At 58.7% G+C, this 25,633-nt stretch carries 21 protein-coding genes and 1 pseudogene; 13 read left to right on the top strand and 9 right to left on the bottom strand.

All coding sequences use genetic code 11. The features are described 5' to 3' along the window. The first annotated feature begins 25 nt into the window (after positions 1-25). The 7 genes from ACTG27_RS18910 to mutT all read left to right on the top strand — a co-directional run bounded on the left by ACTG27_RS18910 (position 26) and on the right by mutT (position 8,537). On the top strand, positions 26-778 hold the full coding sequence (locus tag ACTG27_RS18910) for a cell division protein FtsQ/DivIB (RefSeq protein WP_005336149.1): 753 nt from the start codon (positions 26-28) through the stop codon (positions 776-778). Beyond that, entirely contained in the window at positions 759-2,018 is a 1,260-nt protein-coding gene (ftsA, locus tag ACTG27_RS18915; RefSeq protein WP_005336148.1) for a cell division protein FtsA, read from the top strand. The genes ACTG27_RS18910 and ftsA overlap by 20 nt, the downstream gene beginning before the upstream one ends. A gap of 39 nt (positions 2,019-2,057) precedes the next feature. Beyond that, positions 2,058-3,209, top strand: coding sequence for a cell division protein FtsZ (gene ftsZ / locus ACTG27_RS18920; RefSeq protein WP_005336147.1), 1,152 nt, complete (start codon positions 2,058-2,060; stop codon positions 3,207-3,209). A 99-nt stretch (positions 3,210-3,308) separates the two neighbouring features. Continuing rightward, entirely contained in the window at positions 3,309-4,232 is a 924-nt protein-coding gene (gene lpxC, locus ACTG27_RS18925; RefSeq protein ID WP_005336146.1) for a UDP-3-O-acyl-N-acetylglucosamine deacetylase, read from the top strand. A 140-nt stretch (positions 4,233-4,372) separates the two neighbouring features. Further along, positions 4,373-5,278, top strand: coding sequence for a M23 family metallopeptidase (locus tag ACTG27_RS18930; protein WP_005355107.1), 906 nt, complete (start codon positions 4,373-4,375; stop codon positions 5,276-5,278). Positions 5,279-5,337: 59 nt separating this feature from the next. Beyond that, positions 5,338-8,058 (top strand): preprotein translocase subunit SecA, encoded by a 2,721-nt coding sequence (gene secA, locus ACTG27_RS18935; protein WP_005336144.1) that lies wholly within the window; start codon positions 5,338-5,340, stop codon positions 8,056-8,058. A gap of 74 nt (positions 8,059-8,132) precedes the next feature. Then, on the top strand, positions 8,133-8,537 hold the full coding sequence (gene mutT, locus ACTG27_RS18940; protein WP_019444787.1) for an 8-oxo-dGTP diphosphatase MutT: 405 nt from the start codon (positions 8,133-8,135) through the stop codon (positions 8,535-8,537). A gap of 75 nt (positions 8,538-8,612) precedes the next feature. On the opposite strand, the gene yacG is transcribed toward mutT, so the two are convergent. The 9 genes from yacG to ACTG27_RS18985 all read right to left on the bottom strand — a co-directional run bounded on the left by yacG (position 8,613) and on the right by ACTG27_RS18985 (position 16,452). Next, positions 8,613-8,807 carry a DNA gyrase inhibitor YacG gene (gene yacG, locus ACTG27_RS18945; protein WP_439980178.1) on the bottom strand — a complete coding sequence of 65 codons (195 nt, stop codon included), beginning with the start codon at positions 8,805-8,807 and terminating at the stop codon, positions 8,613-8,615. 9 nt (positions 8,808-8,816) lie between these two features. Next, positions 8,817-9,539: a cell division protein ZapD gene (gene zapD, locus ACTG27_RS18950; RefSeq protein WP_005336141.1), complete on the bottom strand. Its 723-nt coding sequence runs from the start codon at positions 9,537-9,539 to the stop codon at positions 8,817-8,819. A 37-nt stretch (positions 9,540-9,576) separates the two neighbouring features. Beyond that, complete coding sequence (gene coaE / locus ACTG27_RS18955; RefSeq protein WP_439980179.1) at positions 9,577-10,191, bottom strand: dephospho-CoA kinase; 615 nt, start codon at positions 10,189-10,191, stop codon at positions 9,577-9,579. Positions 10,192-10,205: 14 nt separating this feature from the next. Continuing rightward, on the bottom strand, positions 10,206-11,078 hold the full coding sequence (locus tag ACTG27_RS18960; RefSeq protein WP_439980180.1) for a prepilin peptidase: 873 nt from the start codon (positions 11,076-11,078) through the stop codon (positions 10,206-10,208). A gap of 61 nt (positions 11,079-11,139) precedes the next feature. Then, the gene (locus ACTG27_RS18965) at positions 11,140-12,381 is read right to left on the bottom strand and encodes a type II secretion system F family protein (protein WP_005355091.1); all 1,242 of its coding nucleotides are present in this window, start codon (positions 12,379-12,381) and stop codon (positions 11,140-11,142) included. Positions 12,382-12,621: 240 nt separating this feature from the next. Then, the gene (gene tapB / locus ACTG27_RS18970) at positions 12,622-14,328 is read right to left on the bottom strand and encodes a PilB family type IVa pilus assembly ATPase TapB (RefSeq protein ID WP_005336134.1); all 1,707 of its coding nucleotides are present in this window, start codon (positions 14,326-14,328) and stop codon (positions 12,622-12,624) included. Positions 14,329-14,331: 3 nt separating this feature from the next. Further along, on the bottom strand, positions 14,332-14,787 hold the full coding sequence (locus tag ACTG27_RS18975; RefSeq protein WP_368171061.1) for a pilin: 456 nt from the start codon (positions 14,785-14,787) through the stop codon (positions 14,332-14,334). 315 nt (positions 14,788-15,102) lie between these two features. Continuing rightward, positions 15,103-15,978: a carboxylating nicotinate-nucleotide diphosphorylase gene (nadC, locus tag ACTG27_RS18980; protein WP_439980181.1), complete on the bottom strand. Its 876-nt coding sequence runs from the start codon at positions 15,976-15,978 to the stop codon at positions 15,103-15,105. A 3-nt stretch (positions 15,979-15,981) separates the two neighbouring features. Then, a complete protein-coding gene (locus ACTG27_RS18985) occupies positions 15,982-16,452 on the bottom strand; it encodes a retropepsin-like aspartic protease family protein (protein ID WP_040068932.1) in 471 nt (156 codons plus the stop codon). A 130-nt stretch (positions 16,453-16,582) separates the two neighbouring features. On the opposite strand from ACTG27_RS18985, the gene ampD reads away from it, so the two are divergent. The 6 genes and pseudogenes from ampD to ACTG27_RS19015 all read left to right on the top strand — a co-directional run bounded on the left by ampD (position 16,583) and on the right by ACTG27_RS19015 (position 25,611). After that, entirely contained in the window at positions 16,583-17,158 is a 576-nt protein-coding gene (ampD, locus tag ACTG27_RS18990; protein ID WP_439980182.1) for a 1,6-anhydro-N-acetylmuramyl-L-alanine amidase AmpD, read from the top strand. 278 nt (positions 17,159-17,436) lie between these two features. Further along, positions 17,437-18,201 carry a pyruvate dehydrogenase complex transcriptional repressor PdhR gene (pdhR, locus tag ACTG27_RS18995; RefSeq protein WP_439980183.1) on the top strand — a complete coding sequence of 255 codons (765 nt, stop codon included), beginning with the start codon at positions 17,437-17,439 and terminating at the stop codon, positions 18,199-18,201. A 79-nt stretch (positions 18,202-18,280) separates the two neighbouring features. Further along, the gene (gene aceE, locus ACTG27_RS19000) at positions 18,281-20,941 is read left to right on the top strand and encodes a pyruvate dehydrogenase (acetyl-transferring), homodimeric type (protein WP_005355086.1); all 2,661 of its coding nucleotides are present in this window, start codon (positions 18,281-18,283) and stop codon (positions 20,939-20,941) included. A gap of 119 nt (positions 20,942-21,060) precedes the next feature. Continuing rightward, a complete protein-coding gene (gene aceF / locus ACTG27_RS19005) occupies positions 21,061-22,950 on the top strand; it encodes a pyruvate dehydrogenase complex dihydrolipoyllysine-residue acetyltransferase (protein ID WP_439980184.1) in 1,890 nt (629 codons plus the stop codon). A gap of 148 nt (positions 22,951-23,098) precedes the next feature. Further along, on the top strand, positions 23,099-24,526 hold the full coding sequence (gene lpdA, locus ACTG27_RS19010; RefSeq protein ID WP_005336123.1) for a dihydrolipoyl dehydrogenase: 1,428 nt from the start codon (positions 23,099-23,101) through the stop codon (positions 24,524-24,526). Positions 24,527-24,649: 123 nt separating this feature from the next. Continuing rightward, positions 24,650-25,611 (top strand): annotated as a pseudogene (locus ACTG27_RS19015) (sensor domain-containing diguanylate cyclase). Positions 25,612-25,633: the final 22 nt, after the last annotated feature.

Genomic DNA, 25,633 nt, shown 5'->3' on the forward strand with positions numbered 1-25,633 from the left:
AGCGCGTTACACGGGGATCGATCGGGTGGAGGCAAGGGCACAGGGGCGCACCAAGGGTGGCTTCATCGCAGGGGTAGCGTTTTTCCTGCTGGTGATATGGGGCTGCTACCGGACGGCGCTGGATGTTAAAGGTTGGCTGACAGATGCCAACCGGTTGCCCATGAGCGAGCTGTTGCTGCAGGGGCAACACCAGTATTTGCAAACCGAAGAGCTGCGGATGGCCGTGCTGGATGGCGCCGAGCTGCGCAACTTCTTCGAATTGGACGTCAACGAATTGCAGGCAAGGCTCAATGCCCTGCCATGGGTGGCCTCGGTCTCGGTACGAAAGAAGTGGCCGAACAAGATCAAGATCTACCTCACGGAACAAGATGTGGCGGCGCGCTGGAATGGCAACCGCTTCGTCAACACCAAGGGCAAGGTATTCAGTGCCCCGGATCGGGTCAAGACGCCGCTGTTGCAGCTGTCAGGGCCGGATGACCAGGCCGCCCGGGTGTTGAAAGAGAGTCGGCAGTACGAGTCGCAACTGGCTGCCAAGGGATACAAGTTGCTGGGGGTGAATCTGACCCCCCGCCATGCCTGGGAACTGACCCTGGATGGCAATATCAAGCTGTTCCTGGGACGCAATGACATTGCGCTCCGGTTGCAGCGGTTTATCGATGCCTTCCCGGTTATCGAACCCCGTGCGCAAGTCGCCTACGTGGATCTTCGATATGACACCGGAATGGCAGTTGGCTGGAAGAAGAGCGAAGAGAAAGTGCATGACCAACACCGCAGATAGGAATTTGATTGTCGGACTGGATATCGGCACAACCAAGGTGGCGGTTCTGGTCGGGGAAGTATTGCCGGACGGTGAACTGAACGTCATCGGTATGGGCAGTCACGCTTCTCGCGGAATGGAGAAGGGCGGGGTCAATGACCTCGACTCCGTGGTCAAGTCACTGCGCCGCGCGGTGGAAGAGGCCGAGATGATGGCAGATTGCCAGATCAGCTCGGTCTATCTGGGGTTGTCCGGCAAGCATATCGACTGCCGTAACGAGACCGGCATGGTGCCCATCTCCGATGAAGAGGTGACCCAGGAGGATGTGGATAACGTGATCCACACCGCCAAGTCGGTTCGCCTCTCCGATGAGCTGCGTGTGCTGCATGTGCTGCCTCAGGAGTTTGCCATCGATTATCAGGAAGGGATCAAGAATCCGGTTGGCCTCTCCGGTGTGCGGATGGCAGCCAAGGTTCACTTGATCACCTGCCACAACGACATGGCCCGCAACATTGAGAAATGCGTGGAGAAGGTCGGCTTGCGTGTGGATCAACTGATCTTCTCCGCGCTGGCCTCCAGCTATGCCGTGTTGACCGAAGACGAGAAAGAGCTGGGTGTCTGCGTGGTGGACATCGGTGGCGGCACCATGGATATGTCGCTGTTTACCGGCGGTGCCCTGCGCCACACCAAGGTGATCCCGTACGCTGGCAGCACTGTGACCAGCGACATCGCCTACGCCTTTGGCACGCCGCCGCTCGACGCGGAAGCGATCAAGGTCCGCTACGGTTGCGCCCTCGGCCGTCTGGTCAGCAAGGAAGACAATATTGAAGTACCCAGTGTCGGCGGTCGCCCGGCGCGCAGCCTGCAACGGCAGACACTGGCTGAAGTGATTGAGCCCCGTTACACCGAGTTGCTCTCCATGGTGAATGATGAGCTGGTGCGGGTACAAAGCGAGTTGAAAGCGCAGGGGGTCAAGCATCAGCTGGCAGCCGGTGTGGTCTTGACCGGCGGCGCTGCCCAGATTGAAGGCATTGTGGAGTGTGCAGAGCAGATCTTCCAGAGCCAGGTCCGGGTGGGAGAGCCCATGAACATACGTGGTTTGAGTGATTACGTGCAGGCACCGGTGTACTCGACTGCGGTCGGGTTGCTGCAATATGGCCGCACCCATCAAGCCACAGGTAGCAACAAAGAATATGCCGCCAAGGCAAGCGTCGGTGGCCTGGTCAAACGGGTTAGCAACTGGCTGCGTGGCGAGTTCTAAGAATTTTGCTGAGTCAGGCAAATAAAGCGGAGAGACAACATGTTTGAATTTATGGATAGCCACACTGACGAAGCCGTCATTAAAGTGATCGGTGTAGGTGGCGGCGGCGGTAACGCTGTCGAGCACATGGTTCGTCAAAATATTGAGGGTGTTGAGTTCATTACCGTCAACACCGACGCCCAGGCACTGCGTAACTCCAGCGCCAACACTACCCTGCAGATCGGCGGTGGTATCACCAAGGGTCTGGGTGCCGGCGCCAATCCGGAAGTGGGTCGTGATGCGGCCATGGAAGATCGTGAAGCACTGCGTGAGCTGCTGACCGGTTCCGACATGGTGTTCATCGCCGCCGGTATGGGTGGTGGTACCGGTACCGGTGCTGCGCCGATCGTGGCCGAAGTGGCGCGCGAGATGGGCATCCTGACCGTTGCTGTGGTGACCAAGCCGTTCTCCTTCGAAGGGAAGAAGCGGATGGGCTTCGCCGCGCACGGTATCGAAGAGCTCTCCAAGAACGTCGACTCCCTGATCACCATCCCCAACGACAAGTTGCTGAAGGTGCTGGGTCGCGGTATCTCCCTGCTGGATGCCTTCAAGGCGGCCAACGATGTACTGCTTGGCGCGGTACAGGGCATTGCCGAGCTGATCACCCGCCCGGGCTTGATCAACGTCGACTTCGCGGACGTACGTACCGTAATGCGTGAAATGGGTACTGCCATGATGGGTACCGGTTCCGCCTCTGGTGATGACCGTGCCGAAGAAGCGGCCGAGAAAGCCATCTCCAGCCCGCTGCTGGAAGATGTGGATCTGGCTGGTGCCCGTGGCATCTTGGTCAACATCACCGCCGGTATGGACATGACCATCGAAGAGTTCGAAACCGTGGGTAACGCGGTCAAGGCCTTCGCTTCCGAGAACGCCACTGTAGTTGTGGGTACCGTAATCGATCCGGAAATGCACGACGAGCTGCGTGTGACCGTGGTTGCTACCGGTATCGGTGCCGAGCGCAAGCCGGACATCACTTTGGTCAAGAGCAGCCAGGTGCAAGAGCGCCCGGTGCGTCAGCCGCTGGTTAGCGACATGATGCAAGGCCGCGTGATGGACGAAGCCCCAGCCAAGGTGGTCAACGCCGAGCCGCAAGCTCGTCGTGAACCGGATTACCTGGATATTCCGGCGTTCCTGCGCAAGCAAGCTGATTAAGCCTTATATGGCTCTCGTTTGTTTGTTGTTCAAGGAATGTGCTAAGATGGCCTGCCAACGACCATCTGGTCCGGATTTTAAGCTGTTTAGGGTACACCCATGATTAGACAAAGAACCTTGAAAACGAGTGTACAGGCGACTGGTGTCGGCCTGCATTCGGGCCGGAAAGTCACCATGACGTTCCGTCCGGCGCCTGTGAACACAGGGATCGTTTACTTGCGTACCGACCTGAATCCTGTGGTGGAGCTGCCAGCCAATGCCGATCAGGTGCGCGATACCGTGCTCTGTACCGCTCTGGTCAACGAAGCCGGTGTCCGTGTCTCTACCATTGAGCACCTCTCTGCCGCGCTGGCCGGAATGGGGATCGACAACCTCTATGTCGAGGTTGACGCGCCCGAGATCCCGGTGATGGACGGCAGTGCGCATCCCTTTATCTACCTGCTGCAGGAAGTCGGGATCCGTGAGCAGAATGCTGCCAAGCAGTTTGTGCGGATCAAAAAGAGCATCCGGGTTGAAGACGGCGACAAGTGGGCGGAATTCCACCCCTACCGCAACGGCTTCAAGATGGATCTCGAGATCGATTTCCAGCATCCGGTCTTTGAAGGGCGCAATCAGCGTTGCGTACTGGACTTCTCCGGTGCCTCCTTCGTGAAAGAGATCAGCCGTGCCCGTACCTTCGGGTTCATGCGCGATATCGAGTACCTGCGTTCCCAGAACCTGGCGCTGGGCGGAAGCCTGGAAAACGCCGTGGTACTGGACGACTATCGGGTGCTGAACGAAGACGGTTTGCGTTATGAGGACGAGTTCGTCAAGCACAAGATGCTGGACGCGATCGGTGACCTCTATATGTGTAACCGCAGCATCATCGGTGAGTTCCGTGCCTACAAGACCGGACATGCCCTGAACAACAAGCTGCTGCGTGCCTTGCTGGCCGAGCAGGAGGCGTGGGAACTGGTGACCTTCGAGGGTGAGGGCGACAAAGCGCCTATCGCTTACTACGATAACGGTCTGGTTCTGGCCTGATAGCTGTGCAACGGAACGTCGGTCCTCTCTCCGCACCGACGTTCCGTCATTTGTTTACTCCATCCTTTAATACCGATTATCTCCCGGTTTTATTTCCCGTGCAGGCTCCTGGCCGCACCTGACCGAGCAGACTGATTTCTATGAGCATTACCCTGATCCTCCATGGCAAGCAGCGACGCAAGTTGCACCTGCCCAAACAACGTCTGGCCTGGGTCGGCGGTATTCTCTTCTCCCTGTTGGCCCTTGGTGGTGGTTGGCTCTGGCAGAGCTGGCACCAGAAAATGGAGGCGCTGGAAGTGGCGCTTGCCGTTGCCGAGCAACAGTCCGTCGACCAGAGTGGCGACGAAGCCCGTGAACAGTTGGCAATGCTGGCTGCTCAGGTAGGCACCATGCAGGGCCAGCTTGGCCGTCTCAATGCCCTCGGCGAACGATTGACCGAGCAGGCCGATCTCGATCCCGACGAGTTCAATTTCAAAGAGCTGCCCCCCATGGGCGGCCCTTCTTATGATGAAGAGCTGGAAGTGAGCCTCAACGAGCTGCAAGCCTCGATGAAGCACCTCAGCCAGCAGCTCAGCAGCCGTGAAGAGCAGCTGTCGGTACTTGAATCTTTCATCATGAATCACCATATCACCGATGCCGGTTTTATTTCCGGCACGCCAGTCAAACAGGAGCGAGTTTGGGTCTCGTCCGGGTTTGGTGGACGGGTCGATCCGTTCAATGGGCGTGCCAAGATGCACAAAGGGGTCGATTTCCGTGGCAAACCCGGAACCCCGATTCTGGCCACCGGGCCCGGCATTGTCAGCTGGGCGGGCCGTCATCCGGAATTTGGCAATATGGTGGAGATTAATCACGGCAATGGCCTGGTCACCCGCTATGCCCACAACTCCAAGTTGCTGGTCGAGGTGGGCACCCTAGTTGATCAGGGTCAGAAGATTGCCTTGATGGGACGCACCGGTCGCGCGACCGGGGTCCATCTGCATTACGAAGTGTTGAAAGATGGTCGTCAGGTCAACCCCGCACGCTTTCTCAGTGCCAGACGGGGTTAGGTTTTTTTCTTCAGGTTCCAGTGACGGAACGCTTTTATAACCAGAAATAGTTGGTACCCATGATTAGCACACTGCTTACCAAGATTATCGGCAGCCGGAACGACAGAACGCTCAAGGCTTTGCGCAAAATTGTAAAACAGATCAATGCCATGGAGCCGCAGTTCGAAGCTCTCTCCGATGCCGAGTTGCAGGCCAAAACGGCTGAATATCGTCAGCGTATCGAGCAGGGTGAGACCCTGGAGCAGTTGCTGCCGGAAGCGTTCGCGACCGTGCGTGAAGCCTCCAAGCGGGTGTTCGGCATGCGTCACTTCGACGTGCAGCTGATCGGCGGCATGGTGCTGAACTCCAACCGCATCGCAGAAATGAAGACCGGTGAAGGTAAAACCCTGACCGCAACCCTGCCAGCTTACCTGAATGCCCTGAGTGGCCGTGGTGTGCACGTGGTAACGGTGAACGACTATTTGGCCAAGCGTGATGCAGAGGCGAACCGCCCGCTGTTCGCCTTCCTCGGCATGACCGTCGACTGCAATGTGCCCGGTATGGATGCGTCCCAGAAGCGTGACGCCTATGCCGCCGACATCACCTACGGTACCAACAACGAATTCGGTTTCGACTACCTGCGCGACAACATGGCGTTCTCGCCAGAGCAGCGCGTACAGCGTCCGCTCAACTACGCGCTGGTGGATGAGGTGGACTCGGTGCTTATCGATGAAGCCCGTACTCCGCTCATCATCTCCGGCCCGGCCGAAGACAGCTCCGAGCTCTATATCCGCGTCAACAAGCTGATCCCGCTGCTGGTCAAGCAGGACAAGGAAGACACCGAAGAGTACACCGGCGACGGTCACTACACAGTAGACGAGAAGAACCGTCAGGCGCTGCTGACCGAAAACGGTCAGATCTTCGTGGAAGAGCTGCTCAAGAAAGAGGGGCTGCTGGACGAGAACGATTCCCTGTTCTCCGCCTCCAACATCAGCCTGCTGCACCACGTCAATGCAGGTCTGCGTGCTCACACCCTGTTCGAGCGCAACGTGGACTACATCGTCCAGAAAGACGAAATCGTCATCGTTGACGAGCACACCGGTCGTACCATGCCGGGTCGTCGCTGGTCCGATGGTCTGCATCAGGCCGTTGAAGCGAAGGAAGGGGTGAAGATCCAGAACGAGAACCAGACGCTGGCATCCATCACCTTCCAGAACTACTTCCGTCTCTACAACAAGCTGGCGGGGATGACAGGTACTGCAGATACTGAAGCCTTTGAATTCCAGCAGATTTATGGCCTGGATACCGTGGTTATCCCGACCAACAAGCCGATGGTGCGCAAGGACATGGGCGATCTGGTCTACCTGACCGCCAATGAGAAGTATGCCGCCATCATCGAAGATATCCGTCAGTGCGTGGCCAAGGGCCAGCCTGTACTGGTTGGTACCGTCTCTATCGAGAACTCCGAGCTGCTCTCCGGCATCCTGACCAAGGAGAAGATCCCGCACAAGGTGCTGAACGCCAAGTTCCACGCCATGGAAGCGGAGATCGTCGCCCAGGCCGGTCAGACTGGCGCTGTCACCATCGCCACCAACATGGCCGGTCGTGGTACCGACATCGTGTTGGGCGGCAACTGGCAAGCAGAGATTGCCAAGCTGGAGAACCCGACCAGCGAGCAGATTGCCGAGCTGAAAGCCGCCTGGCAGGTGCGTCACGATGCGGTGCTGGCCGCTGGTGGTCTGCACATTATCGGCACCGAGCGTCACGAATCCCGTCGTATCGACAACCAGCTGCGCGGCCGTTCCGGTCGTCAGGGTGACCCGGGTTCCTCCCGTTTCTACCTCTCCATGGAAGATACCCTGATGCGGATCTTCGCCTCCGATCGCGTGACCGGCATGATGAAGAAGCTGGGCATGGAAGAGGGCGAAGCCATCGAGCACCCGTGGGTCACCAAGGCGATCGAAAACGCCCAGCGCAAGGTGGAAGGTCGCAACTTCGACATCCGCAAGAGCTTGCTGGAGTTTGATGACGTGGCCAACGATCAGCGCAAGGTGGTCTACGAGCAGCGCAACGAGCTGCTGGATACCAACGACATCTCCGAGACTATTCACGTTATCCGTGACGACGTCTACGGCGCGGTGATCGACGAGTACATCCCGCCCCAGTCTCTGGAAGAGATGTGGGATGTGCCGGGTCTGGAAGCGCGCCTGAAGGCGGACTTCGCGCTGGATCTGCCGCTGCAACAGTGGTTGGCGGAAGATGACAAGCTGTACGAAGAGAAGCTGCGCGAGCGCATTCTGGACGAAGCCACCAAGCTCTATGCCCACAAGGAGGAGCTGGTCGGCAAAGAGGTGCTGCGCAACTTCGAGAAAGCGGTGATGCTGCAAACCCTGGATGGTCTGTGGAAAGAGCATCTGGCGGCCATGGATCACCTGCGTCAGGGCATCCATCTGCGCGGTTATGCCCAGAAGAACCCCAAGCAGGAGTACAAGCGCGAATCCTTCGATCTGTTCACCCAGATGCTGGAAACCCTCAAGCGCGACGTGGTCAGCATCCTGAGCCGTGTTCAGGTGCAGGAGCGCGATGTGGAAGCGATGGAAGAGCAGCAGCGCCAGCAGGCGGAAGCCGCTCCCCGCACCTATACCCACGCCGCTGCCGAGAGCCAGCTGGCCGATGAACAGGCCGCAGGCGAAGAGGGTCACACCACTTTCGTGCGCGACGAGCAGAAGGTTGGTCGCAACGATCCCTGCCCGTGCGGTTCCGGCAAGAAGTACAAGCACTGCCACGGTCAGTTGACCTGATCGACGCTATGCCATAACAGGCGGGCCAAGTGCCCGCCTTGTTATTGGTGGCAACAAGCGAACAGAGGTAATTGATGGAACAGAAAAAACGGATCTGGGTGGCGGTTGGCGTCATCGAGAATGAACGGGGCGATATCTTCATCGCCAGACGCTCCTCCGATCGCCATCAGGGGGATCGCTGGGAGTTTCCCGGTGGCAAGGTGGAGTCGGGCGAGGATCTGCTCACCGCACTGGATCGGGAGCTGTGGGAAGAGATCGGTATTCGGGTTTTGGACTGTGCCCCCTTTATGGAACTGCAGCACGACTACCCCGAGAAGCAGGTATTGCTGGATATCTGGAAGGTGACCCGTTTCAGCGGTGAGCCGTTCGGCAAAGAGGGGCAGGAGTGTCTGTGGGTGCCGGTGGCCGAGCTGCACAATTACCACTTCCCCGATGCCAACGGTCCGATTGTCGCGCGGCTTCAAGGCCTGCTGGCTTGAACCGGTTGCAACAACAAGCATGAAAAAGGGCCAATCGGCCCTTTTTTCATATTGCAGAGGTGGGTGATCTGGTGCTTATAGCCACTGATCGCCCTCTTCCGGTTCCTGCAGCAGATCCGGGTTGATCTCCCCCGGGATCCGCTTCTCTTCATCGGCCCATTCGCCGAGATCGATCAGCTGGCAGCGCTTACTGCAGAAGGGGCGGAACGGACTCTGCGGGCCCCATTCCACTTCGCTCTGACAGGTCGGACACTTTACCTTGGTGACCATAAGCCCTCCTTAGCAGCAGGCGAGCTGGAACGGCACATCGCCAATCGGCTGTTCTGCGGTGGGCAGAAAGCGCAGGGCGAAGCGGTTCTTGTGGCCGCTCAGGGTTGGGTAGCAGAACAGATTGCCCGGCAGCTTGATGCGGATCAGCTCGGCGCTCTCGGCGGTGTCCTGGAAGAAACCGTTGCTGGCAACCTGCTCACTGAAGCTGCCTGATTCGCGCCACAGGCGCAGCAGCAGAGTGATGGCATTCATCAGCAGATTGATATCGCTCAGCCAGCCCTGCATCTGCTGGTGACGGGTGATGGCCGGGGTACCGAGCCAGTGGTGCAGCTGCGGCACATCGAAGGCACACAGGCCACCCGGGATGGAGAAGCGCTGGCGGATGGAGCCGAGCAGACGATCCTCTTTCAGGCGGGCACCTGGGCGTGGCGAGTTGAGCAGGTTGCGAGAGAGCTGGCTGCTCTCTTGCTGCATCAGTTTGATCTGCTCCAGATCGACATCGGGCAGGCTGGCCCAGTGGCTCAGACGCTGGCCGAGACGCTCCAGATCCTTGATGAGGTCGGCGCGCAGGTCACCACGCTCCAGCAACTCCTGCAGATCGAACAGCCCTTTGAAGAAGGCGATATGTGCCCAGGATTGTTCACTCTCCAGATTGTCGCGGATCTGGGAAAACAGGGACTCCAGACGAAGATAGGTCCGGCTTTTTTCATTGAGGGGGAAATCGTAAATCATGCCTAATCCTGGCCAGCCATAAACCGGCCTAGTGTACTCACACTTGGCGGCCTTGTTGAGAGGCAATTGCCAGATATGTCTCGTGCAGCGCCAAAATCCGCGTTTTAATCGCCATTTCACTGCCATTGTGGTTTTCGATGACATCATCCGCCGCAGCGAGGCGTTCCACCCGACTCGCTTGGGCCGCGATGATGGCACGGGCCTGCTCGGCCGATACCCCATCCCGGCGGCAGGTGCGCTCAATCTGGGTCGCTTCATCCACATCGATCACCAGCACCCGATTGGCGAGGCCGGTGAGTTTGTTCTCCACCAGCAGCGGCACCACCAGCAGGCAGTAAGGTGAACTGGCTGCGGCACATTGGCGCTGCATTTCGCTGCGAATAAGCGGGTGAAGCAGGGCATTGAGCCACTCCTTGGCCTGCGGGTCGCTGAAGACCCGCTCACGCAGGGCGCGACGGTCGAGTTGACCGCTAGGTTCAATCACATCAGGGCCAAAATGGTCGGCGATGGCGGCAAGGGCCGGGGTGCCCGGCTCGACCACTTCGCGGGCGATCACATCGGCATCCACCACCTCGATACCCAGCGCGGCAAACTGATTGGCGATAGTGGTCTTGCCGCTGCCGATACCACCTGTGATAGCAACTACATACATGGGGGGCCTCTTGCTCAAAGCAGGGTAGAGAGATACCAGCGGGTGATGGTATCGCCCCACAGCAGGGCGATCCAGCCCGCGATGGCGAGGTAGGGGCCGAAGGGGATAGGCTTGCCCTGATGGTGTTTGTGCAAGGCGATCAGGCTGATGCCGATCACGGCGCCGACCAGAGATGAGAGCAGCAGAATTATGGGCAGCGCCTGCCAACCGAGCCAGGCGCCCAGCGCCGCCAGCAGCTTGAAGTCGCCATAACCCATTCCTTCTTTGCCGGTGAGCAGTTTGAAAGCCCAGTAGAGGCTCCAGAGCACCAGATAGCCCGCCATGGCGCCGATCACTGCATCAGCCAAGGGGACGAAGCCACCTGCCAGATTGAACAGCAGCCCGCCCCACAGTAGTGGCAGGGTGAGCTGGTCGGGCAGCAACATCTTGTCGAGATCGATAAAGGTGAGGGCGACCAGCACCCAGGTCAGCAACAGGGCGGCCAACGTACCCCAGCCCGGCGTTATGACCATGGCTACGGCCACCGATAGCAGGGCGGTCAGCAGCTCTACCAGCGGATAGCGGGCCGAGATGGGGGCCTGACAGTCGCGGCAACGCCCTTTGAGCCAGAGCCAGCTCAACAGCGGGATGTTCTCCAGCGCAGTGATGGCGTGGCCACAGTGAGGGCATGCGGAGCGGGGGACCATCAGGTTGTAGCGCTCTGGCGCGATGGCCTCCTCATCGGGGGCGAAGTAGCTGTGATACTCGGTCTGCCACTCCCGCTCCAGCATGATGGGCAAGCGGTGGATCACTACGTTAAGGAAGCTGCCGATCATCAGGGAGAAAAGAAAAACCAGCGAGAAGTAGAGCCAGGGCAAGCCGTGAGCCAGCTCGAGAAGAAGTGTCATAACCAACCGTCAGTTATTGGATGAGGGGGAGGGCATGGTTGTGGTGCCATGCCCTGATGAATCAGCCTACCACTTCGCCAAGCTTGAAGATGGGCAGGTACATGGCAATAACCATACCGCCGACCAGCACCCCGAGCACCACCATGATGAGGGGTTCCAGCAGGCTGGTGAGGCCATCGACCAGATCATCCACCTCCTGTTCGAAGATGGTGGCGACCTTGGAGAGCATATCATCGATGGCACCGGACTCCTCACCGATCATCACCATCTGGATCACCATGTCAGGGAAGAGATCGACGGTGCGCATCGCCACGTTGATCTGCATGCCCGCCACCACCTCGTTGCGAATGGCCATGACCGCGGTGCGATAGACATAGTTGCCGGAGGCCCCTGCCGCCGAAATCAGCGCATCCACCAGCGGGATACCGGCGGAGAAGGTGGTCGACAGGGTGCGTGCAAAGCGAGCCATCGCCGCCTTGTGCAGGATCATTCCGACCACCGGAATGGTGAGGACGAACTTGTCGGTATTGTCTTTCACCTTCTGGGAGGCCCGCCAGGCCCGCACATAGAGGAAGATGCCAAGGGCGGTGCCACCAAAGAAGACATACCACCAGTTCTGCATAAAGCGGGAGATGCCGATAACAAACTGGGTGAACACCGGCAGCTCGGCACCGAAGCTCTTGAAGATATCCTCGAACTGCGGAATGACGAACAGCAGCAGGATGGAGGTGACCACGATGGCGACCAGAATGACCATGGTGGGGTAGAACATCGCCTTCTTGATCTTCGACTTGAGCGCTTCCGACTTTTCCCGGTAAGTGGCGATACGGTCGTAGATGGTCTCCAGTGCACCGGATTGCTCACCGGCTTCCACCAGATCGCAGTAGAGATCATCGAAATAGAGAGGATGGCGGCGCAGCGCCTCCGACATGGGGGTACCGGTCTCCACATCGGCGGCAATCTGCCCCATCAGCTCGCGCATCGAGGCTTTCTCGTGGCTGCGGGCGATAATCTGCAGGCTCTGCACCAGCGGTACACCGGCGGAGAGCATGGTGGTGATCTGGCGTGAGACGATGGCGATATCCATTGGTTTGATCTTGGCGCCGCCCTTGGAGAAGAGCCCCTGGGATTTCTTGGCTACCTTGGTGACGTTGACTCCCTGCTTGCGCAGTTCTGTCTTGACGGTGTTGATGCTGTCGGCCTGCAGCTCGCCGGAGACCTTCTGCCCCTTGCGATTAACCCCGTGCCAGCGGAAGGCGAAGACTTTCTTGGGGGCATTGTTCTTTTTCGTTAGGGTTGCCATCTTTGCATCCTGCAATGGGGTTAGTTGTCAGAGTCGGACTCTGCACGTCACCAACTTGGTCAAGGTGCCCGACTGGCTTGATGCCTGCGGGGTACTGATAGGGTGGGTGGTACCTTCTTGGCGCCAGCCCGGTCACTTTAATACCTGATTATTCTGTCGTTCGGGTTGTCATCTATTCCGTGTTCGTGAACGACGAATTCGCTCTGCCAGCCAAACCGTCGGGTCGTTCCGTCATACGGATCAGTTGGTGGTGACCCTGTTGACCTCAGCCAGACTGGTGACCCCGAGCCGGGCCTTCTCCAGTCCCGAGGTACGTAAGGTACGCATCCCCTCTTTCTGCGCGATAGCTGCGATTTGCAGGGAGTTGGCCCCCTGCATGATCAATTTGGCGATGTTCTCCGACATCAGCATGATTTCGTAGATGCCGACCCGCCCCTTGTAGCCGCCGGAACACTCCTTGCAACCGACCGGTTTGAACAGTCGCAGCCCGGCTGCCAGCTGCTGCGGCGTAAAGCCCAGCTCCAGCAGTTCGGCTTCCGGCACCACTTCCGGCGCCTTGCAGTGGTCGCACAGTTTACGGGCCAACCGCTGGGCCATGATCAGGGTCACCGAGGAGGCGATGTTGAAGGCGGGCACCCCCATGTTCATCATCCGGGTCAGGGTCTCGGCGGCGGAGTTGGTATGCAGGGTGGAGAGCACCAGGTGGCCGGTCTGGGCCGCCTTGATGGCGATCTCGGCGGTTTCGAGATCGCGAATTTCCCCCACCATCACCACATCCGGATCTTGTCGCAAGAAGGAGCGCAGGGCGCTGGCGAAGGTGAGCCCCGCCTTGGGGTTGACCTGCACCTGGTTGACGCCGGGCAGGTTGATCTCCACCGGATCTTCGGCGGTAGAGATATTTACCTCGGTGGTGTTGAGAATATTGAGGCCGGTATAGAGCGAGACTGTTTTGCCCGAGCCGGTGGGGCCGGTCACCAGGATCATCCCCTGTGGTTTCGAGAGGGCGCGCAGGTACTGCGCCTTCTGTCGGTCATCAAAGCCGAGTTGCTCGATATTGAGGCGTGCCGCCGAGGAGTCGAGCAGACGGATAACGATCTTCTCGCCCCACATGGTGGGCAGGGTATTAACCCGCATATCCATCGACTTGTTGCGCGACAGCTTCAGCTTGATGCGGCCATCCTGTGGCAGCCGCCGCTCGGCAATATCGAGCCGCGCCATGACCTTGAGGCGGGCGGAGAAACGGTTGGAGAGGTTGACCGGCGGCGTAGCGATTTCATGCAGAATGCCGTCGATGCGAAAGCGGACCCGATACTTGAACTCATAGGGCTCGAAGTGCAGGTCGGAGGCACCGCGCTTGATGGCGTCCATCAGGATCTTGTTGATGTACTTGACGATGGGAGCATCGTCATCGGCGGTATTGACGCTCTCGTCCAGCCGGCTGTTTTCGTCGGAGACCTCGAGATCCGAAATTTCGGACTCGTCGATATCCTCCATGCCGAGGGCGTCATTTTCGCTCTCCAGCAGCTTGCCGATGGCGGCGGTGAGCTTGTTCTCCTCCACCAGCAGGGCTTCCGTATGAAGACCGAAGCTGAAGCCAAAGTCCTCCAACGCCGAGACATTGGTCGGATCCGACATGGCGATATAGAGGGTGTGGCCCTGGGTGTAGATGGGCAGGACGTGGTGTTTCTCAATCAGCTTCTGATTGAGGTACTTCTGCGGGATCTCGGCCAAATCGAAGGCGGCAAGATCCAGCAGAGGTACCCCATACTCCAGCTCGCAAAAATCGGCGAGCGCCTTGCTGTCGAGGATCTCGTTCTCTATCAGAAATGTCACAAAGGGTTTGCGCTGGGCCTTGGCCTGGCTCAGATAGCGCTGGGAGTCCTCTTCACTGATCAGTGAAGAGGCGGCCAGGCTTAACGCCAGGCCGCTATTAGGACTAGAGGTCATGCGTTAACAGAGACCGCCTGCTTCACATGTTCCACCCTTAACCCAGGTTACTTGGCGAGTGGTAGTATTGGCTGTACCGGTTAATGTAAACGCGTTGTTTGTTGCGCCAAAAGGAGCAGTGGCCCCAGTAGCTGTAATCACAACACCAGTAGCGCCACTGGCGGCCGCATCAACAGTTGCGACTATCGCCGTGTTGAATGCGCCGCTGACTGCTGAGTCACCAGCGGTGGAGCATGTTGCCATTAAGTTCGCATCCACAGTTGCTGAAGAGCCTTGGATACAAACTTCAACTGCGGTTTTTGCTGGGCCTACAGCTGAGACAACTTCAGCAAATTTAGCCCGCTTTGTATATGTTTGATACGCAGGCAGTGCTACCGCCGCCAGAATGGCCACGATTGCGACCACGATCATCAGTTCAATAAGGGTAAAACCCGATTGTTTCTTCATTTCGCTCTTCATGGAAAATATCCTTTTATCCTTGGTTCCTGGGAAGTGTCGGTGGAAAATCATCCGCACGTCAGTATCTTATCCGAGCTGTCAGGGGTGGCAACAGAGATTGCTGCCTTTGTTAACTACTTTCATGTCATTTACCAAAAACTTGATGCGAGTCATAAAATAAGTGGCTTCCTATGACTCTTTGTTACGGGTGAAAGCGGGTCCGTCATTACACTCCTTTGCTGAGGGATCCTGCATAAAGAAAAGGCGCCCATGGCGCCTTTTGCAAGTTGTTTATCCGGTTAGGTCGAGTATTTGCTCAGGCCTGCGGGGTGAATCTCACTGCTGGATAAAGCGCATGGAGAGATCGAGCGCCCGCACATGCTTGGTGAGCGCCCCGACCGAGATAAAATCGACACCGGTGGCAGCAAACTCGGCCAGAGTATCGAGGGTGACATTGCCGGAGACTTCCAGCTTGGCGCGGCCCCGATTGATGGCGACTGCTTCCCGCATCATGGTCACGTCGAAGTTGTCGAGCATCACGATATCGGCCTTTGCCGCCAGTGCCTGTTCCAGCTCTGCCAGTGATTCCACTTCCACCTCTACCGGTTTGCCCGGATTGAGATGGCGAGCCTCATTAATCGCCTCGGCAATGCCGCCGCAGGCAAGGATATGGTTCTCTTTGATGAGATAGGCGTCGTAGAGGCCGATGCGGTGATTCTTGCCGCCGCCACAGGTGACCGCGTACTTCTGGGCGGTGCGCAGCCCAGGGATGGTCTTGCGGGTGTCGAGCAGGCGGCAGTCAGTGCCCTCCAGCTCCGCCACATAGCGGGCGGTGAGGGTGGCGACGCCGGAGAGGGTCTGGACAAAGTTCAGCGCATTGCGCTCGCCAGTCAGCAGCAGGCGGGCAGGGCCATGGAGGCGGAACAGCTCCTGATTGGGGGAGAGCACTTCCCCATCCTGCACCTTCCACTCCACCTTCACTTCGCCACCGAGCTGGGCCTTCAGTTGCAGGAAGACTTCATCCACCCAAGGCTGGCCGCAGAATACTCCGGCTTCACGGGTGATGACCCGGGCGCTGGCCATCCGGTCGGCCGGGATCAGTTGTGCGGTGATATCGGCGCTGGCGTCCGGTTGGTCCAGCGCGGTGAGGGCATCGCCCAGATCTTCGAGTAGTGCGGCGCGCACGGCGCGGCTGACATCCTGTTGAAACATGCCTTATTCCTGCAAGGGTCTGAGCAGCAGTTGCCGCTCCTTTTGAACCAGCTCCAGCCGACCGAGGGCGTTCATGCCAACCAGCACTTCGTCACCGTCTGCCGCCGGATTGATAAAGATGGCCAGATCGTACAAGGTCAATGGCCCCATCGCCAGCGTTTCGATGGTGCCGTTGCCGACCCGGATCTGCCCCGCGGCAGTATTGACCTGGCTGCTGCCATGAGCGGTCAGGCCGAGCCGCTCGGCAACCTGCTGCGGGATGGTGATACGGGTGGCGCCGGTATCGAGCAGCAGTTGCACCGGCTGGCCGTTGATGGCACCCTCCAGACGATAGTGGCCGCTCTGGTCGGCCCGCAGCAACAACTCGCCGCTGGCGGTTACGCTGGGTTGGTTGCGGGAGTGAAAATAGAGGGTCAGCAGGCCCATCAAAGAGAGCCAGGCCAGTAACCACATCCAGCGTGCCGTGTGCTGCATACCCCATCCATATCGAGCGGAAGATGACTCAGCCTAACATACCATTTCCCGTTGATTCAGTGAGTTGGTGCCGGGTTGCCTATCAGGTATCTTCGTTTTCTCGCCATTTATCAGCCAACTCGAGTAGCCGATGACTCAACTCGCTTCGCAACCTTGTTTCTCTATCGATGCCGCTGGCTGGTGCCAGCAGGCGCGCCGGGTGCCTTCTCCCCATCACAACGAACGGGCCGTGCCGGATGATATCTCCCTGCTGGTGGTGCATGGCATCAGCCTGCCGCCGGGGGAGTTTGGCGGCCCCTTTATCGACGATCTCTTTATGGGGCAGCTCGACCCCGAGGCTCACCCCTATTTTGCCGGTATCCATCAGCTGAGGGTCTCGGCACACTGCCTGATCCGCCGTGATGGCGAGTTGGTGCAGTATGTGCCGTTCGGCGCACGCGCCTGGCATGCAGGTGTCTCGAGCTGGCAGGGGAGGGTGGCATGCAATGACTTCTCCATCGGCATCGAGCTGGAAGGGACTGACGAAATCCCCTACACCGAGGCTCAATACCGGGCATTGGTAGGGCTCACTCGAGCCATTTCGGAGCGCTATCCGGCCATCACCCACGAAAAAATTGTCGGCCATTGCGATATCGCGCCAGGGCGCAAGACGGATCCCGGAGCCAGTTTCCAGTGGGATTACTACCGGCAACTACTAAACAGCTAAAGTAAATATTCAAATTTAGTTTGGATTTTAAAATCAATGGCTTGCCTATCTGGCAGGCCATTTTTGTCTCTGGTTGCGCAAATGTTATTTGTGAGCGTGGTCAAGAATATTGGTCAGACCATTTTCTATGAGCTAAATCATGTTTCCCCTGCTTTACCCCTTAAGTGGTGGGGCTGATTCTTGACTCAGATCATCTTTTGAGTGGACTTTTCAAAAGGCCTCTGCTAATTTTCGCCCCATCCATAAAATTGGTAATACCAATTTAACAAAGTAGCCTCATGCCCTATCGCAAGATTACGCAACCCAAGTTGGCCGACTCCATTGTCGCCGAGCTGGAACAGATGATTCTGGAAGGCAGCCTGCAGCCGGGGCAGAAATTGCCTCCTGAGCGGGAACTCGCCATCCAGTTTCAGGTATCGCGCCCCTCCTTGCGCGAAGCCATCCAGCGACTGGAAGCGCGCGGATTGCTTTATCGCCGTCAGGGCGGCGGCACTTATGTGCAGAATGCCCTGAGCAAGGGGATCGCCGATCCTCTGTTCGAACTGCTCAGTACCCACCCGGAAGCACAGTATGACCTGCTGGAGTTTCGCCACGCGCTGGAAGGCATCTGTGCCTACTACGCGGCCTTGCGGGGAACCGGGTCTGATTTCGAGCGCATTCGTCAGGTGCAAACCACCATCGAAGAGGCGGGCCAGCTGGGCTCGCTGGTGGCCGAATCGGTAGCCGTGACCCAGTTCTATCTGGCGGTGGCCGAGGCGTCCCACAACGTGGTGCTGCTGCACCTGCTGCGGGCCATGAGCCCCATGCTCGAACAGAACATTCTGCAGAATAACGAGATTTTGAATCGCCGCCCGGGAGTGGTAGCCAAGATACGTCGCCATCGCGTGAATCTGATCGAGGCTATTCTTTCGGGGGCTCCGGAGCGGGCCAGAACAGCTTGTCATGAGCATCTGGCCTTTATCGAGGACACCTTGTTGGATATGCAGAGGGAAGACAGCCGGATCCAGCGATCCATGCGTCGGATCCGTCAGCAGGAAAACTAATCCCACAAGGCTTTATTGTCGAATGCTTGCGCCCTTCGCCGTGCAATGCCGTGCAATCACAACAACATAGGAACCAGCCATGTCTGATATCCTGAAGAACGATGTGGACCCGATAGAAACGCTGGAGTGGCTTGCCTCTCTGGAATCCCTGCTGCGTGAAGAGGGTCCGCAACGCGCTCAGTTCATCCTTGAACAGTTGGCCGAGAAAGCCCGCGTAAGCGGTGTGGACGTGGCTGCCAAGGCAAATCGCGATTACATCAACACCATCCCGTCCAGCGACGAGCCGGACTACCCGGGTGACCTGGAGATGGAACGCCGCATTCGCGCCATCATCCGCTGGAACGCCATGATGATCGTGCTGCGCGCGTCCAAGAAAGACCTGGACCTGGGTGGTCACATGTCTTCCTTCGCTTCTTCTGCGACCATCTATGATGTCTGCTTCAACCACTTCTTCCGTGCTCGCAACGAGAAGGATGGTGGCGATCTGGTTTACTTCCAGGGTCACATCTCCCCGGGCATCTACGCCCGTGCGTTTGCTGAAGGTCGTCTGACCGAAGAGCAGCTGGACAACTTCCGTCAGGAAGTGGACGGCAAGGGTATCCCTTCCTATCCGCACCCGAAACTGATGCCGGACTTCTGGCAGTTCCCGACCGTCTCCATGGGTCTGGGCCCCATCGCCGCCATCTATCAGGCTCGCTTCCTGAAGTACCTGACCGACCGTGGCATCAAGGATTGCTCCGAGCAGACCGTTTACGCCTTCCTGGGTGACGGCGAGATGGACGAGCCGGAAGCCAAGGGCGCCCTGACTGTTGCCGTGCGTGAAAAGCTCGACAACCTGGTGTTTGTGGTTAACTGCAACCTGCAGCGCCTGGATGGTCCGGTTGTCGGTAACGGCAAGGTCATCAACGAGCTGGAAGGCCTGTTCGCCGGCGCCGGTTGGGATGTCACCAAGGTTATCTGGGGTCGCAAGTGGGATGAGCTGCTGAAGAAAGACACTTCAGGCAAGCTGATCCAGCTGATGAACGAGACCGTAGACGGTGACTACCAGACCATGAAGTCCCGCGACGGTGGCTACATCCGCGAGCACTTCTTCAACCGTTATCCGGAAACTGCCGCGCTGGTCAAAGACATGACCGACGAGGAGATCTTCGCTCTGAACCGCGGTGGTCACGATCCTCGCAAATTGTTCGCCGCATTCAACAAGGCGACCCAGACCAAGGGCAAGCCGACCGTTATTCTGGCCAAGACCATCAAGGGTTACGGCATGGGTGAAGCGGCCGAAGGCAAGAACATCGCTCACCAGGTCAAGAAGATGGAGCTGGACTCCGTGCGTCACCTGCGTGACCGCTTCAACCTGCCGGTAGCCGACGAGCAGCTGGCCGATCTGCCTTACCTGAAGATCGAAGCCGGTTCTGCCGAGCACAAATACCTGCACGACCGTCGCACTGCCCTGAAAGGCTATGTGCCGACCCGTCTGCGTGAAAGCACCACCAAGCTGGAAATCCCGGCGCTGGATGCCTTCGGCCCGCTGCTGGGTGAGCAGGCGCGCGAAATCTCCACCACCATGGCGTTCGTGCGTTCCCTGAACGTGATGCTGAAAGACAAGTCCATCGGCAAGCGCATTGTTCCGATCCTCGCTGACGAAGCCCGTACCTTCGGTATGGAAGGTCTGTTCCGCCAGATCGGTATCTACAGCCCGCACGGTCAGCAGTACACCCCGCAAGACCGCGACATCGTCTCCTACTACAAGGAAGACAAGCAGGGTCAGGTTCTGCAAGACGGTATCAACGAGCTGGGCGCCATGTCCTCCTGGCTGGCTGCTGCGACCTCTTACAGCACCAACGATTGCCCGATGATCCCGTTCTACATCTACTACTCCATGTTCGGCTTCCAGCGGATCGGCGACATGGCGTGGGCAGCCGGTGACCAGCAAGCCCGTGGCTTCCTGCTGGGTGCGACCTCCGGTCGTACTACCCTGAACGGCGAAGGTCTGCAGCACGAAGATGGCCACAGCCACATCCTGGCGAACACCATCCCGAACTGCATCTCCTACGATCCGTCCTACGCCTATGAAGTGGCGGTGATCGTACAGGACGGCCTGCGCCGCATGTACGGTGAGAACCCGGAGAACGTGTTCTACTACATCACCACCCTGAACGAGAACTACGCCATGCCGGCCATGCCGGAAGGCGCCGAGGAAGGCATCCGCAAGGGTATCTACAAGCTGGAATCCGTAGCCGGTGCCAAGGCGAAAGTTCAGCTGCTGGGTTGTGGTTCCATCCTGGGTCACGTGCGCAAGGCTGCCCAGATCCTGGCCAGCGAGTACGGCATCGGTTCCGATGTGTTCAGCGTCACCTCCTTCAACGAGCTGGCTCGTGACGGCCAGGACGCGGATCGCTGGAACATGCTGCACCCGACTGCCGAAGCTCGCGTACCGTACATCGCTCAGGTACTGGGTTCCGAAGCCACCATCGCTGCGACTGACTACATGAAGTCCTTCGCCGATCAGGTTCGCGCCTTCGTTCCGACCGAGAACTACCGCGTGCTGGGTACCGACGGTTACGGCCGTTCCGACAGCCGTGCCAACCTGCGTCGTCACTTCGAAGTGAACGAGTTCTACGTGGTGGTTGCTGCTCTGACCGAACTGGCCAAGCGCGGCGAGGTAGACAAGCAGGTTGTGGCCGACGCCATCGCCAAGTACGGCATCGATGCCGACAAGGTCAACCCGCTGTACGCGTAAGTGGATCAAGGGTCGCGCCGTCATAGGGCGCGACCCTGCCAGGATTTAAAACGGTTAACGCGAGATGTGCGTGGCGGCATCAGCCAGTCGCGCGGATCGACGCAAGAGGATAAAGCACAATGTCCAAACAGATTATGGTGCCGGATATCGGCGCCGATGAAGTTGAAGTCACCGAGATCATGGTGGCCGTGGGTGACAAGGTCGAGCTGGACCAGTCCATCATCGCGGTAGAAGGCGACAAGGCCTCCATGGAAGTACCGGCCCCGTCTGCCGGTATCGTTAAAGAGATCCTGATCAAGGTGGGCGACAAGGTTGCCACCGGTTCCCAGATCATGATCTTCGAAGCCGAAGGCGCTGCCGCCCCTGCTGAAGTGGCTGCACCGGTTGCTGCTGCTCCGGCTGCCGCACCGGTCGCTGCCGCTCGCAAAGATGTCAACGTACCGGACATCGGTGGTGACGAAGTTGAAGTCACCGAGATCATGGTTGCCGTGGGCGACATGGTTGAAGCTGACCAGTCCATCATTGCCGTGGAAGGTGACAAGGCCTCCATGGAAGTACCGGCACCGTTCGCAGGCCGCGTAGTCGAGATCAAGGTGGCCGCTGGCGCCAAGGTCTCTACCGGCTCTCTGGTGATGGTATTTGAAGTGGCGGGCGCTGCGCCTGCTGCCGTTGCTGCTCCGGCTCAAGCTGCCGCGCCCGTTGCTGCTGCCCCGGTTGCCGCTGCTGCCAAAGAGGTCAACGTACCGGATATCGGTGGCGACGAAGTGGAAGTCACCGAGATCATGGTTGCTGTGGGTGACAAGGTTGAAGCCGACCAGTCCCTGATCGCCGTGGAAGGTGACAAGGCTTCCATGGAAGTGCCTGCGCCGTTCGCCGGTGTGGTCAAAGAGATCAAGGTGAAGGCGGGTGACAAGGTCTCCACCGGCTCCCTGATCATGGTATTCGAAGTGGCTGGCGCAGCTCCTGCCGCCGCGCCGGTTGCTCAAGCTGCCGCCCCGGTCGCTGCAGCCCCTGTTGCCGCTGCTCCGGCTCCGGTTGCCCAGGCTGCTGCCGCTGCGACTGATTTCGTTGCCAATGACGCTTATGTACACGCCTCTCCGGCGGTACGCCGTCTGGCACGCGAGTTCGGTGTCAACCTGGCCAAGGTGAAAGCCTCCGGTCGCAAGGGTCGCATCGTCAAAGAAGACGTGCAAGCCTACGTGAAGGATGCCATCAAGCGTGCCGAGTCCGCTCCTGCCTCTGCCGGCGTAGCCGGTGGCAACGGTCTGGGCGTACTGCCGTGGCCGAAGGTAGACTTCAGCAAGTTTGGCGATGTGGAAGAGGTCGAGCTGACCCGCATCCAGAAGATCTCCGGTCCGAACCTGCACCGCAACTGGGTCATGATCCCTCATGTCACCCAGTTCGACGAAGCCGATACCACCGAGCTGGAAGCGTTCCGCAAAGAGCAGAACGTGATGCTCGAGAAGCAGAAGGCTGACGTGAAGATCACCCCGCTGGTGTTCATCCTGAAAGCCGCCGCCAAGGCGCTGGAAGCTCACCCGCGCTTCTGCAGCTCCCTGTCCGAAGATGGCAGCAAGCTGATCATGAAGAAGTACATCCACATCGGTGTGGCGGTGGATACCCCCAACGGTCTGGTTGTGCCTGTGGTTCGTGATGTTAACAAGAAGGGCATCATGGAGCTGTCTCGCGATCTGGCCGAGATCTCCAAGAAGGCCCGTGCCGGCAAGCTGACCGCTGCCGACATGCAGGGCGGTTGCTTCACCATCTCCAGCCTGGGTGGCATCGGCGGTACCAGCTTTACCCCGATCGTCAACGCGCCGGAAGTGGCCATCCTCGGTGTCTCCAAGTCCGAGATGAAGCCGAAGTGGAATGGCAAAGAGTTTGCGCCGCGCCTGATGCTGCCGTTGGCTCTGAGCTACGACCACCGCGTGATCGATGGTGCCGATGGGGCTCGCTTCATCACCACCATGAACGGCGTGCTGTCCGACATTCGTCGACTGGTCCTGTAAGTGAGAGGGCGGGCCCAGAGCCTGCCCTTTTTACTTCTCATTTCATTAACATGATCGTAAACTTGCCCCGTTTTTTTCACGGCTGCAGCCACCCGTTTCGGTATAAGACTGCGCTGTCCGGGGATATAAGAACGACAAAGAGGTCATGATGAGTAAAGAAATCAAAACCCAGGTCGTAGTACTGGGTGCTGGCCCTGCCGGTTATTCCGCTGCTTTCCGTGCAGCCGATCTGGGTCTGGATACTATTATCGTCGAGCGTTACTCCACCCTGGGTGGCGTCTGCCTGAACGTGGGCTGCATCCCCTCCAAGGCGCTGCTGCACGTTGCCAAAGTGATTGAAGAAGCCAAGGCGCTGGCCGAGCACGGCATCGTCTTCGGTGCCCCGCAGACCGACATCGACAAGATCCGTCTGTGGAAAGAGAAGGTTATCAACCAGTTGACCGGCGGTCTGGCTGGCATGGCCAAGATGCGTAAAGTTCAGGTTGTTAACGGCTTGGGTAAATTTACCGGCCCGAACACCCTTGAAGTGGAAGGTGCAGACGGCAAGACTACCGTGACCTTCGACAACGCCATCATCGCGGCCGGTTCCCGTCCGGTGAAACTGCCGTTCATCCCCCACGATGACCCGCGCGTATGGGACTCTACCGATGCGCTGGAGCTGAAAACCGTTCCCGGCAAACTGCTGGTTATCGGTGGCGGCATCATCGGTCTGGAGATGGGTACCGTTTACTCCTCTCTGGGTTCCGAGATCGACGTGGTGGAATTTGCCGACCAGCTGGTTCCGGCTGCCGACAAAGACATCGTCAAGATCTACACCAAGCGCGTCGCCAAGAAATTCAATATCATGCTGGAGACCAAGGTCACCGCAGTTGAAGCGCGCGAAGACGGCCTGTACGTCTCCTATGAAGGCAAGCACGCTCCGGCCGAGCCGGTTCGTTACGACAACGTGCTGGTTGCCGTAGGTCGTGTGCCGAACGGCAAGATGCTGGATGCCGAGAAGGCAGGCGTTGCCGTGACCGAGCGCGGTTTCATCGAGGTGGACAAGCAGCTGCGTACCAACGTGGCGCACATCCACGCCATCGGTGACATCGTTGGCCAGCCGATGCTGGCACACAAAGGTGTTCACGAAGGTCACGTTGCCGCCGAAGTGATCGCCGGCAAGAAGCACTACTTCGACCCGAAAGTGATCCCGTCCATCGCCTACACCGAGCCAGAGATGGCATGGGTTGGTCTGACCGAGAAGGAAGCAAAGCAACAGGGCCTGAACTTCGAAGTCGCCACCTTCCCGTGGGCTGCTTCCGGCCGCGCCATTGCGTCCGACTGCTCCGACGGTATGACCAAGCTGATCTTCGACAAGGAGAGCGGCCGCGTCATTGGTGGTGCCATCGTCGGTACCAATGGTGGTGAACTGCTGGGTGAAATCGGTCTGGCCATCGAGATGGGTGCGGACGCCGAAGATATCGCGCTGACCATCCACGCTCACCCGACTCTGCACGAGTCCGTGGGTCTGGCTGCCGAAGTGTTCGAAGGCTCCATCACCGACCTGCCGAACGCCAAGGCCAAGAAGAAAAAGTAATTTTCTTCCCCGCTTGTCTAAAAAGCCGCTCGAATGAGCGGCTTTTTGTTTTCTCCTTGCTGCCCCGGCTTCGACAAAGCCCAATATGCTAAAGATAGGTTTGGCACTGACGAGAGAGGCATAATGCTAGAAGCACCCATTCCACCTGATGAGGCATTGCGGTTGGAGACCCTGCAGCGGCTATCTTTGCTGGATTCCGAGGCCGAGGAGCGGTTTGACCGGCTGACCCGCATGGCCCGACGGGTGTTCAATGTCCCCATCGCGCTGGTGAGTCTGGTGGATGAAGATCGCCAGTGGTTCAAATCCTGTATCGGACTGGAGGTCCGCGAGACCGCCCGGGACATCTCGTTCTGTGGCCACGCCATCATGGGTAATGAGACCTTCATCGTGCCGGATGCTTCGCAGGATCCCCGCTTTGCCGACAATCCGCTGGTGGTGGGTGGGCCCGGCATCCGCTTCTATGCTGGACAGCCACTGCGGATCGCCAACGGCTGCAAACTTGGGACACTCTGCATCATCGATACGGTGCCGCGGGAATTGAGCGATGAGGATGTGGGGCTGCTCAAGGATCTGGCTGCGATGGTGGTGCGGGAGCTCGAAGCGGTGCAGCTGGCCACCATTGATGAGTTGACCCTGATCTCCAATCGGCGCGGGTTCGTGATGCTGGCGGAGAAGAGCCTCTCGCTGGCCAGTCGCTTGCAGATGCCGCTGGCGCTGCTCTATCTGGATCTCAATGGCTTCAAGGGGATCATGATCGGTGGGGGCATGCAGAAGGGGATCGGACCCTGATCGCCTTTGCCACTCTGCTCAAGCAGGCTTTTCGGGGCGCAGACGTGTTTGCCCGCATGGGCGGCGATGAGTTCGCCGTCCTGCTGCCCAATGTGGTGGAGGCGCAGGCACAACTGGCCTATGAGCGTTTCAATGCCATGTTGGTCGAGCACAATCAGCGCAGTGGTTGCGGCTATGCGCTGACCTGCAGCACCGGGATTGTCTGCTACGACGGGCGCGGCTGTGTCTCTCTGGCCGCGCTGCTCACCCGGGCAGATGAGCTGATGTATCAGCGCAAACGGGATGGCAAGGGCTGACGGCTATGCCGGATTAGCCGCC

The sequence above is a fragment of the Aeromonas sp. 97A genome (genome assembly GCF_051919185.1).
GTDB lineage: Bacteria > Pseudomonadota > Gammaproteobacteria > Enterobacterales > Aeromonadaceae > Aeromonas > Aeromonas veronii.